The 12,446-nt window shown below is 33.7% G+C and carries 15 protein-coding genes; 8 read left to right on the forward strand and 7 right to left on the reverse strand.

The window, feature by feature from the left end; all coding sequences use genetic code 11:
• Nucleotides 1-36: 36 nt before the first annotated feature.
• The gene (locus AAGU22_RS15985; RefSeq protein ID WP_458720086.1) at nt 37-324 is read left to right on the forward strand and encodes an acylphosphatase; all 288 of its coding nucleotides are present in this window, start codon (nt 37-39) and stop codon (nt 322-324) included.
• 106 nt (nt 325-430) lie between these two features.
• Here the strand turns inward: AAGU22_RS15985 and hisF are convergent, their stop codons facing one another.
• The 5 genes from hisF to AAGU22_RS16010 all read right to left on the reverse strand — a co-directional run bounded on the left by hisF (nt 431) and on the right by AAGU22_RS16010 (nt 4,156).
• The gene (gene hisF, locus AAGU22_RS15990) at nt 431-1,231 is read right to left on the reverse strand and encodes an imidazole glycerol phosphate synthase subunit HisF (RefSeq protein WP_458720087.1); all 801 of its coding nucleotides are present in this window, start codon (nt 1,229-1,231) and stop codon (nt 431-433) included.
• Nucleotide 1,232: 1 nt separating this feature from the next.
• Nucleotides 1,233-1,949 (reverse strand): 1-(5-phosphoribosyl)-5-[(5-phosphoribosylamino)methylideneamino]imidazole-4-carboxamide isomerase, encoded by a 717-nt coding sequence (hisA, locus tag AAGU22_RS15995; RefSeq protein ID WP_458720088.1) that lies wholly within the window; start codon nt 1,947-1,949, stop codon nt 1,233-1,235.
• Nucleotides 1,946-2,563, reverse strand: a complete 618-nt coding sequence (gene hisH / locus AAGU22_RS16000) for an imidazole glycerol phosphate synthase subunit HisH (protein ID WP_458720089.1) — start codon at nt 2,561-2,563, stop codon at nt 1,946-1,948. Before hisH ends, hisA begins: the two co-directional genes overlap by 4 nt.
• Before the next feature lie 3 nt (nt 2,564-2,566).
• Nucleotides 2,567-3,103 carry an imidazoleglycerol-phosphate dehydratase gene (locus AAGU22_RS16005; protein WP_458720090.1) on the reverse strand — a complete coding sequence of 179 codons (537 nt, stop codon included), beginning with the start codon at nt 3,101-3,103 and terminating at the stop codon, nt 2,567-2,569.
• A 72-nt stretch (nt 3,104-3,175) separates the two neighbouring features.
• On the reverse strand, nt 3,176-4,156 hold the full coding sequence (locus AAGU22_RS16010; RefSeq protein ID WP_458720091.1) for an HAD-IA family hydrolase: 981 nt from the start codon (nt 4,154-4,156) through the stop codon (nt 3,176-3,178).
• A 140-nt stretch (nt 4,157-4,296) separates the two neighbouring features.
• Here AAGU22_RS16010 and AAGU22_RS16015 point away from each other — a divergent pair, with 140 nt between their 5' ends.
• The 5 genes from AAGU22_RS16015 to AAGU22_RS16035 all read left to right on the forward strand — a co-directional run bounded on the left by AAGU22_RS16015 (nt 4,297) and on the right by AAGU22_RS16035 (nt 9,206).
• The gene (locus AAGU22_RS16015) at nt 4,297-4,563 is read left to right on the forward strand and encodes a winged helix-turn-helix domain-containing protein (RefSeq protein WP_144734365.1); all 267 of its coding nucleotides are present in this window, start codon (nt 4,297-4,299) and stop codon (nt 4,561-4,563) included.
• Between the two features lie 145 nt (nt 4,564-4,708).
• Nucleotides 4,709-5,392, forward strand: a complete 684-nt coding sequence (locus tag AAGU22_RS16020; protein WP_458720092.1) for a cupredoxin domain-containing protein — start codon at nt 4,709-4,711, stop codon at nt 5,390-5,392.
• Between the two features lie 91 nt (nt 5,393-5,483).
• On the forward strand, nt 5,484-6,911 hold the full coding sequence (gene gatD, locus AAGU22_RS16025) for a Glu-tRNA(Gln) amidotransferase subunit GatD (RefSeq protein ID WP_458720093.1): 1,428 nt from the start codon (nt 5,484-5,486) through the stop codon (nt 6,909-6,911).
• Nucleotides 6,912-6,934: 23 nt separating this feature from the next.
• A complete protein-coding gene (gatE, locus tag AAGU22_RS16030; protein WP_458720094.1) occupies nt 6,935-8,869 on the forward strand; it encodes a Glu-tRNA(Gln) amidotransferase subunit GatE in 1,935 nt (644 codons plus the stop codon).
• 1 nt (nt 8,870) lies between these two features.
• Nucleotides 8,871-9,206 (forward strand): hypothetical protein, encoded by a 336-nt coding sequence (locus tag AAGU22_RS16035; protein WP_458720095.1) that lies wholly within the window; start codon nt 8,871-8,873, stop codon nt 9,204-9,206.
• A gap of 98 nt (nt 9,207-9,304) precedes the next feature.
• Here AAGU22_RS16035 and AAGU22_RS16040 read toward each other — a convergent pair whose 3' ends face one another.
• Nucleotides 9,305-9,841, reverse strand: coding sequence for a 4Fe-4S dicluster domain-containing protein (locus tag AAGU22_RS16040; protein ID WP_458720096.1), 537 nt, complete (start codon nt 9,839-9,841; stop codon nt 9,305-9,307).
• 115 nt (nt 9,842-9,956) lie between these two features.
• Nucleotides 9,957-11,282, reverse strand: a complete 1,326-nt coding sequence (locus AAGU22_RS16045; protein WP_458720097.1) for a serine hydroxymethyltransferase — start codon at nt 11,280-11,282, stop codon at nt 9,957-9,959.
• A gap of 140 nt (nt 11,283-11,422) precedes the next feature.
• Here AAGU22_RS16045 and AAGU22_RS16050 point away from each other — a divergent pair, with 140 nt between their 5' ends.
• Nucleotides 11,423-11,575: a DUF5679 domain-containing protein gene (locus AAGU22_RS16050; RefSeq protein WP_458721808.1), complete on the forward strand. Its 153-nt coding sequence runs from the start codon at nt 11,423-11,425 to the stop codon at nt 11,573-11,575.
• A 322-nt stretch (nt 11,576-11,897) separates the two neighbouring features.
• The gene (locus AAGU22_RS16055; protein WP_458720098.1) at nt 11,898-12,416 is read left to right on the forward strand and encodes a deoxycytidylate deaminase; all 519 of its coding nucleotides are present in this window, start codon (nt 11,898-11,900) and stop codon (nt 12,414-12,416) included.
• Nucleotides 12,417-12,446: the final 30 nt, after the last annotated feature.

Below are 12,446 nucleotides of genomic sequence, written 5' to 3' on the forward strand. Positions count from 1 at the left end.
TTTTGTATGATTCAAATATCATATGGTGTTTTGACTTTGATAAATTATACTAGGGTTCATATTTTTGTAAGTGGAAAGGTACAAGGGGTATATTATCGTCAAAACACTGCACAAAAGGCACAGGAGTTAGGTATCGTTGGTTGGGTTAGAAATTTGTCAGACGGACGGGTAGAGTCTGTAATGGAGGGTTTGGATGTCGATATTGATAAAATGCTTAGTTGGTGTAAGTCGGGACCTAAGGATGCCGTAGTGACAGATATTAAAATTATGAATGAGGAATATAAGAAGGAGTTTTTCACTTTTGATATCGTCAAAACACTTTAGATAGGTGATTAATGCTCCTCTGACAAGTAATACTTTTAGTTCTAAATTTTAGTATATTGTTATTGTTACTGTTGTTGTATTTTCCCCATACTGCATTAACTTAACATTATGGTCTTACTAATATATTATTTTTCTCTAAATATTTTTTAACCTCTTTTAATTTTGCCTTGTTAAAATGGAACAGAGATGCTGCCAATGCTGCATCGACATCTGTTTTTTTATACACTTTTAGTATATCATCAACCGATCCGCATCCTCCAGAGGCTATTACAGGAATATTTATTTTATCACAAATCGCATTAATTAATTCAATATCGTATCCATTTTCTGTCCCGTCTGTATCTATACTTGTCAAAAGTATTTCTCCTGCTCCCATCTTTTCAACTTTTTTAGCCCATTGGACCGCATCAATTCCAGTAGATTTTTTCCCACCAAAAATCTTGATTTCAAACCAATATTTTTTTCCATCCTTGGAAAAAAAATATTTTCCACCTTGATCATAGTTTCTTTTTACATCCAAAGCAACTACTATACACTGCTTTCCGAAAATACACATCAATTCCTGGATCAATTCCGGGTCTACTACTGCAGCGGTATTTATTGAAACCCTGTCTGCACCACTTAGGAGTAGATTACGTGCATCTTCCAATGTCTTTATGCCGCCCCCAACCGTAAATGGTATGTTTATTACACTAGCTACATTTTTTACAATATCTTTCATTGTTTTGCGATGTTCCTCAGCCGCAGTAATGTCTAAAAATATTAATTCATCAGCGCCTTCGTCGCTATATTGTTTGGCTAATTTGACAGGGTCTCCCGCATCTTTGAGTTCCTTAAAGTTAATACCTTTTACAACTCTACCCTTATTTACATCCAGACAGGGAATGATTCTTTTTGCCACTGCCATATTAAATCAATTCTTGAACATGTTCTATTTTCAATTTCTCGTCATACAATGCTTTCCCTAAGATTACTGCATAACAATTAACGTTCCTTAACTTTAATATATCTATTATATTGCTGACTCCTCCGCTAGAAACTATTTTTACATCTTTAAAGGTGTTATTTATTTTGATTAGTGTTTCTATATCGGGACCTTCCAAAGTGCCATCTTTGTCAATATTTGTCAGCAAGAACTCATTAATACCCAGTTCTTGGTAAAACCGGATGGCATCAAATAATTTTATACCTGAAAATTCCTTCCATCCAGAGATCATTACATTTTCTTTATTATGATCTACTGAAATTATAATCCGATTTAGTCTTTTCTTTGATATCTTTTGTATCATCTCTGGCTGTTTGAAAGCAAATGTTCCTATGACAACCTTTATTGGCTTTTTGATGTCTAAGAATCTATTTATACTGTTAATAGTTCGGATACCGCCTGCAACCTGTACTGGAATGTTTACCGAATCAATTATTTTTAATATTATTTCGCTATTGTTCTTTCCTGTATTCAAAGCTGCATTTAGATCAACTATATGTAACATATCCACCCCTTTGGATTCCCATTTTTTTGCTACTTCTAATGGATTGTCATCGTACACAGTTTTATTTTCTAATTTACCATTAACCAATCTTACTACTTGGCCATCTAATAGATCAATTGCTGCGATGCTTTTCATTTTGATCGTTTGCAAATATTTACAAAGTTTTTAATCATTTTTTCGCCAATTGTACTTGATTTTTCTGGATGAAATTGTGTACAATAAATACTGTTAATTTCTATTGAGGCCGGGATGTGTACTCCGTAATTCGATCTTGATGTTATTATGTCGCTATTTTTAGGTGTAGTATAATAAGAATGTACAAAATAGACCCAAGATTTATTTGGTATTCCTTCAAATAATTTACTCTTCTTATCTGTTATCTCCAAACTATTCCATCCTATATGAGGGATTTTTACTAAGTTTTTGGGGAGGGACAATACTTCTCCTTCAATTATATCAAGTCCTGCTAATTGTCCCTCTTCACTTTTCTCAAATAACATCTCCATTCCCAAGCATATTCCCAAGACTGGAATGTTTTTTTTCATAAATCGGGAGAATCCCGTTTTACATTTGTTTATTGAAATAATTGCTGGATCAAAATTTCCAACACCGGGTAATACTATTCCATCCACTTCTGATGATTCTTCAAAATCATTTATGATTGATACCTGTGCTCCGTTTCTTTGAAAGGATGATTGAAGACTAAAAATGTTTCCGGCTCCATAATCAAAAATTGATATTTTCACCATATACTACATCATCCCTTTGGTGGTAGGATCTCCATCGCTATTTGGATCAATCCCTATGGCATTCCTTAATGCAACTGCGGTGGCTTTTATGGCCGATTCGATTTTATGGTGATCATTTGTTCCATAATGTACGATAACATGCATGCAACAATTAATATTTCCAATGAATGATTGAAAAAAATGAATAATGTCTTCTTGCGAAATATTCTCAATCTTTTCTCTTTCTAATTTCATATCGATGTGACTATATTGTCTCTTTATCAGATCTACAGCGACGCTTGAAACGGATTCATCCATTGGAACTGTGGCATTTCCAAAACGATTAATGTTCTCTCTCTTGCCGAGGGCCTTATCAATGGCTTGGCCTAATACGATACCTGTATCTTCTATTAAATGATGCTTGATACCGTCCTCACTTTTTGCTTTCAAATCAATGTCAATCTTACTGTGTTTTGAAAAAGATACTACAATATGATTTAAAAAATCGATCCCTGTATTAACGTTTGAGTTTCCTTTTCCGTCTAAATTGATTTTAGTCACTATATTTACTTCCTTCGTCCTTCTTTCAATTTCACACGTACGTTGATGATCCTCAATAATCACTATGTGCTTTTAATTTTTTGTATTATTTAATATATTTGGTAAATCGTTTACATTTTTAATGATTACATCTGCATTATTTGATTTTAGCAGTCTTTTCTTATCAATTGATCCTTTTTTATTTTTGCCATCCCCATCCCCATCCCCATAGACTCCACAAAAAAATATTCTATCCTCTGTTGTTTGCTTCCTAAAATTTTCTACCATCAAAAGATCTGCAATGGAGTCTCCTACATACAATGCACTAGTCAATTTTAAATTATCAAATACCTTGTGTAGGGAAAATGCGTTAGGTTTGGAAACTTCTCTATTTTCATCCTCTAAAAACACACAAGCTTTTTCATCAAAGTAATCTATGAGACTGTTAAGAGTGAAATAAGAAGCAATTTTGCTCCGTCCGGATATCAATCCCAAATTTCCATTAAATTTCTTTGAAAGAAGACGTATTGTACTCTCTTTAATTATTAGAATATCCTTGTTTATGAGTGGCTCGTCAAAATAATATATTGGCTCCTTATTGAACCGCTTTTTATATAAAATTGGACCATAAAAGATTTCATTAAAAAGTGTGGAAATCGTATCGCCATCACTTGGATATCTTAATTCTTTTGTTATGGATGTTATATTTCCGATCTTCTCGAGCTCTTTTTCTACCGAATCTTTACCTCTGTCATCTAATTTCTCCAATATACTACGAAAAACTTGGATGGTCTTGTCTGTATTCATTTTATTAATTAAGATACAATATAAAATTATTAGGACTATTGAATAAGCGGTATCGATATCATTATTAAATCCGCCCGTATTTCGAAGTTTAGAAATCATGTCCTGAAAAGGAAAGTTATCTAAATTTATGTTAAAACTCTTAATTAGAATAAACTGGGCTGTTTTTATTATTGCTTCATCATATGATTTCTTTACGTCAACTAATACACCATCTATATCAAAGATAATCGCTTCACATTCTGAAAAATTGATTTTCTTATTAGTCAACTTTATAGCTATAGTTAATCAATAATCAATAATTAATATCCTGTTATAATCTTGTGTATTTATAATTAAATCGACTATAGTATATTAATATAGAATAATCAACAATATAAGTTATATAATACATTCTTCTATATTATTGTGTGAAATATCGGAATAGGACCGAAATAATTTCTAATATCCTAAATGCCGCTAATGGGGGCATTTCAAAAACTAAAATAATGTACAAGGCCTTTCTATCATATGCTCAGATAAAGGAATATTTGCCTATACTATTAGAGAATAACTTGTTGGCTCTTGGCACCGACGGTAAATACAGGACCACTGAAAAGGGTATTAGGTTCCTAAAGATGAATGAGGAGATTCAAGAATTAATCGAGTCAAAATCACTTCAGGATGATTTTACCTAAATATCATATTCCTATTTGAATAATTTACTAAAATATAGTTTGATCTTAATTAATTGGGGCTTTAGCTTATCAAATAATCCTATTTTTAGCTTGAATATAAAAAACAATATATTGTAATGGTAAGAAATATAGATGGATTTAGGAAATGCTAGTTTTTAAAATTTTTCATCTAGGAATCTTATTTACTGTTTTTATCTTTACTATTCATATTAATTCTGTTTATGCTACAGTTGATGCCAAAAACAACAATAGTTCTTCAACCGGTAATAACACCTTATCTGTAAAGCCTGATAATTACGCTATTAAGGTGGGCGAAGGAAATAATACTGTATCCTTTACAAAGTATTTTCCTAATTATGTAGAAATAACTGCCGGGGACAGTATAACGTGGTATAACGGAGTTGATGTTCCAAATCCTCATACTGTTACCTTTATAAGGGATTTAGATAATGCCGAAAAGATCGGAGTTCCCTTCTACGTTTCTAATAACACACAATTTGTCCCTGTATTAAATAATCTGGGAGAGCCATTAGAAGAAACGACTGGTAATGGAACACGGATTGTTATGGTGTTAAATGCACGAGCATTAACTCCTACCGTAATTACAGCAGATGATAATGTAACGGAACTAAAAAGAGACTCTATATATGCTTTTAATGGAACTGAAAAATTCGTTAACTCTGGGCCATTGCTAGCTTTGGATAAGAAACAGAACTTTGATTACTCTTTTAGCAGCTCCTTCACTGTTGTTTTTAATAAACCCGGATTTTATGAATATACTTGTCTATTTCATCCTTGGATGATTGGAAAGTTATTAGTGAAACCCTAAGTAGCTATACTATATACTGTATACTACTTTCTTAAAATTTACCTTTCATGATCTAACTATATATTTTCAAACCTTTTTCATACTTCTATATTTGACACGAAATATTGATCTCGATTCTCACGAGAGCTCTGATAAAAGCTATAGTAGAAATTCTCAAAAATTTTTAAACAAATTTAAAGTTAGCGTAGGTGATGAAGTGAAAATAGTTACTAAAAAAGCAGAATTTTTTGGCATTATTCTGCCCCGATATGAAACTTTTAGTGACAAATATATCGTACTAAAATTGAAAAGCGGTTACAATATTGGAATTGAAATAGAAAATATTATAGAAATTATCAATAAAACTAAAAATATTGATCAATTATCCAAAAAACCTGTAACAAAATCCGATCCAAGTGATAATGCCCGTGCTAACGATGATAATAATAGCCACAATTTGTTCGATAAAATGAATAGTTCTAAATTATTACCAAAAATATTGCTAATTAGCACAGGTGGCACTATTGCAAGTAAAATTGATTATAGAACAGGTGGTGTAACTTCACTTTTGACTGCATCAGAATTATATTCTGCTTTTCCAGAACTTTCTGACTATGGATACATTTATCCTGAATTCTTATTCAACGAATATAGTGAAAACATGAATCCTCATCATTGGTCTGCCCTAGCGGATAGAATTTCATTTGCTATCAACAACGAACACTATGATGGAATTATTGTATCCCACGGTACGGATACCATGCATTATACTTCCTCTGCATTAAGTTTCGCGCTCCAAAATATCCCAATTCCTGTACTTTTGGTTGGTTCTCAGAGATCATCCGATAGACCTTCTTCAGACGCATTCAGCAATTTAGTTGGTGCAATAAGATTTATCAAGGATGCAAGATATTCAGGCATTTTTGTTTGTATGCACCATAATACTTCAGATGAAGTAATTGCATGTCATCTTGGGACACGAGTGAGAAAAAACCATACCAGCAAACGTGATGCATTTAAATCGCTCAATGGGGTGCCTTTTGCCTTAATTGAGAATTCAGACATAAAATACAACAAGTTATTACACAACGGAAGAATAGAACGTGCGAATATTTCAAAAAATTTTACTTCAAGGACGGCTTTTAGCGATAAAGTGTTTCTATTGAAATTCTATCCTGGATTTAGTTCATCATTTCTTGAGAACTTTTTTCAGATGGATTATAAAGTCATTATATTGGAGGGCACTGGGCTTGGACATGTGAGTAAAGACTGCTTTCCTATTTTAAAAAAACTAATAGATTCAGGCATTTTTGTTTTTATGACTTCACAATGTATATTTGGTACGGTACAGATGACCGTCTATGATACCGGCAGAGACCTTTTGGGTTTGGGTATTATCTCTCTTTCAAATATGAGTTCAGAAACCGCCGTCGTTAAAGCAATGTGGGCATTAGGTAATAATACGGGTGCCGAGGATTTTGTTAGGATCATGAAAACTGATTATTCTAATGAAATTTCTAATATGTTGCCACTAGTTTAATAGGTTTAAAGAGGACGAGTTTGATGAATCCAGATATCGACAAATTAAACGTAAAGGTTGGCTTTGAAATACATCAACAACTAAGTACATCGTCTAAACTCTTCTGTAATTGCAAAGGCGATGGATCCAACGACGAGGGTTATGATTTCAACTTTATTCGAGTTTTGAGACCTACAAAAAGTGAGTTGGGTGATTTTGACAAAGCTGCATTATTTGAACACGCCAAAATGAATTCAATCAAGTATTATTCTAAAGTAGGATATAGCTGTTTAGTAGAAGCTGACGAGGAGCCCCCACATGAAGTAAGCAAAGATGCACTTGAAACAGCATTGTTGTTTTCACTCGCTCTAAATTCAAATATTGTTGATGAAATTCATGTCATGAGGAAATTAGTGATAGATGGCTCTAATGTCAGTGGATTTCAAAGAACTATGTTGATATCAACAGGAGGTTACTTAGAAGTCGATAATTTCAACAAGATAGGTGTCCAGGGTATATGTTTAGAAGAGGATGCAGCAAAATTAATTTCTACCAATCCTCTATTAAAGGAATACGGACTCGACAGGCTTGGGATCCCGCTAGTCGAAATCGCACTTGACCCCATATCTGGTACTCCTGCAGAAATTGTAAACGTCGCATTAACTCTAGGTAGATTACTTCGAAGTAGTAAAAGAGTGACTCGAGGAATTGGGAGCATAAGGCAGGATGTGAATATATCTGTCAATGATGGTCAAGTAGTCGAAGTCAAGGGAGTACAGCAATTATCACAACTTATCAAAGTTTTAGACTACGAAACAAAAAGACAGTACGGATTAATCAAAATTGCGGAAGAATTTAGAAATAGAAATATTAATGATTCCTTTATTGGCGATAAAATTGAAGACATAACTTCCTTGTTCTCAAATTCATCATCTAAGGTGATAAAAAAAATATTAAAAGACCCAGACCCAGTCATTAATTGTATCCGTTTGAGGGGTCTACGTGGTTTGATTGGCTATGAACCTATGAAAGATGTACGACTAGGTAAAGAGTTAGGAGAGTTTGTTAGATTTTTTGGATTGGGTGGCGTCTTTCATTCCGATGAATTACCTAATTATGGGATCACTATCAATGAGATAGATAGCGTTAAGAAATCTGTTGATGTTTCTACTGACGATGCCTTTATAATAATAGGCGGTAACAGGGAAAAAATAAGCAACCTTCTTGAACCATTGATTAAAAGGGTAATCCAATTTAAATATGGTGTCATTGCTGAAACCCGTTCAGTTACTTTAGACGGAACTACCATTTTTTCACGACCTAGACCAGGTTCATCCAGAATGTATCCTGAAACGGATATAATGCCAATTCCTGTTGATCGTAACTTACTTGATAGTTTGAAAAATAAAATACCTTTGCCATGGAATGAATTAATCAAAGGAATCATGAAAAAGTATGGATTGAATATGAAATTATCTGAACAAATTTTTGATTCTGATTATTATAATTTATTTGAAAGACTCTTGATAACCAATCCCACTATTTCACCCACCTTTGTTGCATCAAAACTTACTGAAGATATCGTTAGTCTCTCCAGAAATAATCTTGATAAGGACCTCTTGACAGATGAAATGATTCTAGACATTTTCAATAGGCTTGATAAGGGATTTATTGCAAAAGAGTCTATAATATTAATTTTTGAAAAATTAATGAAAAAGGATTGCATGACGGTAGAGGAAGCAATAAATTCCCTCAACCTAACTAAATTAGATGATACGGACTTATTTTCTACATTGGATAAATTGTTTGATGATAATTTGAGCGTTATAAGAGAGAAAGGGCCCAATTCCATGGGTGTATTGATGGGGAAAAGTATGGCAGTTCTGAGAGGTAAGGTAGATGGTAGCAAAATTAACGACTATTTGAAACACAAATTAGAAACATTTCTTAACGAAGGATCTTCTCCTTCCCCTTCTTAGCATGACTCGAGTACCTAAATCAATCAAGAATCACTATATCGATTCTTTTCTAATAAATTCAGAGAACTTGAAGTCATTCCTCTCATCTCACGAGATTTCAAACTCTGAACTGGAGTATGTGTCATTTACAATTTCCAAACTATATAATCAAAAGGTGGATACTATTTTAGAATCGTGCGGAAATGATTGGACTAGGCTAGATTCTGCTTCTTCTCCTTTAATTTTATTCGTTCAATGCATTGATGAATCACTCCGTGATCACTTGAATATTTCATCACGATGTAGGTTTATTCTAAATTCATTCTCAAAAACGTTAGAGTCTTGGATGATCTGGTAGTTTATACTTTGATATGTTGATTTACTGTATCTACTTTTGTATTTCTAACTTTGAATAATCTTGTTTTAGTAATTATTGTTGATTCTAAAAAAAAATATTTAGTGTGCGTGAGGTGGTGGTGCACTACCTTTTGATAATTCTTCGTTAAATGTTCCTGATGCTTTTTCGTGGAATTCCAATGCGGCCTGATCTACCTTAATTGCTTGAGGTGGACATACCGACACACATGCCATACACCAAATACAATCATGTTCTCTGATTGGATCTGCTTTATCTGTATAGTCTTTTCTTTCTTCTTTAACTGAAGAACCAGTGCCTTCAAACACTTCATTTACTGCCTCTTTAGCTGATACGTCATGTTCAGTTCTGTACCATTGAAAAACTTGTACAGGACATGCTTCAATACATGCTCCATCTGCTACACACGAATCCCAGTCGACTGCTACCATAGTTCCACTTACACCTAAAGGTCCTATTTCTTCTCCTTTTGCTTGGAATGCTTCTTTAACTTCTGTATTTTCTGCTGCCTCTTTTAGTGAACCTGGACCCCATAAATAGTGAAAATGTTCATCGTCTGATGTTTTTATCTTTCCAATTACTTCATGATTTGCTGGAAAATCTGGATCGATTGGCATATTTTTTTGCAGAGATATTTGATCCTTCTATATTATATAAATCATGTGTAGAAATATCTATAGGAAGGCTAGATATTTCGAGTAATTTTGCACAATTCCTCTGATTTGGGTTGATTTATTCTTTCCTATTCACCAATTGAATATACTGATATGCAGAGGTTTCATTGTCAAAAGCATAATGTACCTTTTGAAAGTTCTTTTTGAACTCTGTTACATTTTGCAAAACTTTAGGAATATCTTGCTTGTCTATTACAACTTTTTTAATAAAGGTTGCTATTTCCTGCATTTCGTCTTCCTTCATTCCTAGTCTGGTTACTTCGGGAACTCCTATTCTAACGCCACTGGGATGAAAATAATTTCTTCCCTCTTTTATGTCCCCAGGTAGCAATTGTCTATTTAGGATTATATTACATTTTTCAAGGTCCTTTTCTATAGTTCCACCATCACCATAATTTGAGACGTCGACGGCAAGTTGATGTGATTCAGTATAGCCTCTCTTTTCCCCTAAAACATTGAATCCATGATTTGCAAGGGAGTAGGCAAGCATTTTTGCATTCTTGATGACCTGTTTGGCATATTCTTCTCCAAATTCTAATGATTCAGCCAATGCTACTGCTTTGCCAGCAACATGATGTAGGTGATGACTACTTGTATTTCCCGGAAAAATTGCCTTCTTTATAGACTCCGAATATTTTTCAACCGATACTATGATGCCTCCTTGGGGTCCCCATAGTGTCTTATGCGAGCTCATGGTCATCGAATCAGCGCCTTCTCGTAAAGGGTCTTGAAATTGTCCACCAGCGATTAGACCTGCTACGTGGGCTCCATCGTAATTTATATACACATTTCGTTCATGCAAGAATTCTGATAATTCTTTCACAGGATGAGGGAACAAAAAAAGACTGCCGCCAAACATCGCTATTTTCGGTGCTTTTCCTTCGGCAATCATTGTATCTATTTTTTTCTTGGTCAGTTCAACATCGATGGTCATGTTTTCTTTTGAAAATGGAAAGTGTTCTATTACTAATCCGTGAACCAAGCCGGCCGTTCCTGAGTGCTCCTTTTTTCCGTGTGAAATATGTCCACCGGTAGGAATCGACGAAGCTATCATAGTGTCTCCAGGATTTGAGAATGCAGAATATATTGCCAAATTTGCGACAACTCCCGAAGTTGCTCTACAATCTGCAAATTCAGCATTAAATACTGATCTTGCTAAATCATTGCAAATATTTTCAACTTTGTCTATAAAAGTGCACCCTGCGTATACCCTTTCTCCAGGCCAACCCTCTGCATACCTATTTCCAAAATCAGACGCCACTGCTTCCCTGACGGCTGGACTGGGGATATTTTCACTTGCTATGAGGGGAATTGAGTCATTGAACCAGTCATGATGTTCTTTAATTAATTTTAGAATGTTATCCTGAATTTCTTTTGCATTCAATATTATTTTTTGCAATAATTACTTATATAAAATATCGTAATCTAGCAAAATAGTGATATTTTAGTGATGATTTTTTAGTCATTTATAACAATAATTTTATACTACATGTATTTTATCTACTCATGCAGAAGGTTAAACAGATGGAAGGATATTGTGTTAAATGCAAAGCAAAAAGAGAAATGAAAGATGAAAAAGAGGTAACCATGAAAAATGGAAGACCTGCTACTCAAGGTATATGTACTGTGTGTAATACGAAAATGTTCAAGATAGGAGGAAGTAAAAAATCTACATAAATACTAAAAATTGCAACAATCTAGTCGATTTATATCGATATTTTCTATATTTACCTTTTTGATATCATTTGCTATCAATAAATTGATTGATTGATTTTAACTTCAGTGTTTGAGAATGCCTTTTCAACTTGTTCTAAGTTGGAAATAAATGCAATTGAAAACAAAATTCTTTGGCACACTATATATTTATTCTTTAATGTTCTTCAAAAAACTATTTAATATTTTTATATGTGTCATTATTTTATGTTATTACAGTAATGATGACAACCTTCTAGCTCTGAACTGTTGTATTTTAATTAATGGCTATTATATATAGGAATTTATGGATGGATTAGACAGGGAATTTGAAAGACCCGATTGGGACGTTTACTTTATGATACAAGCTTTTTTGGCAAAGCTACGATCCAACTGTCTTACTAGGCAAATAGGAGCTGTAATAGTTAAGAATAATAGACAAATATCAACTGGTTACAATGGTACCCCATCTGGATTCCAAAATTGCTTTGAGGGTGGGTGTAAAAGATGTACAGATAGGATTAAAGGTATTGTTAAATCAGGTGAATCTTTAGATAGGTGTATTTGTGTGCATGCGGAGGCCAATGCAATAATGCAATGCGTTATGTTTGGAAATGCTGGCAGTACCAAAAATGCTACTTTATACTCTACTCTTGCTCCATGCATAGAATGTAGCAAGATGGCTATTACAGTAGGGATCAATAAAGTGGTCATTTTATCTAAATATGACGAGGACGGAACCGAGATCTTAAGACATGGAAATGTACAAATATTAGAAATGAATCCAGCTAAATTGCAACTTTGGATCTCAAAGCTATTTGGATGATACTGCTTAAGAATACAATTTCTGTCTAAT

This window comes from Candidatus Nitrosocosmicus sp. R (assembly GCF_054408505.1).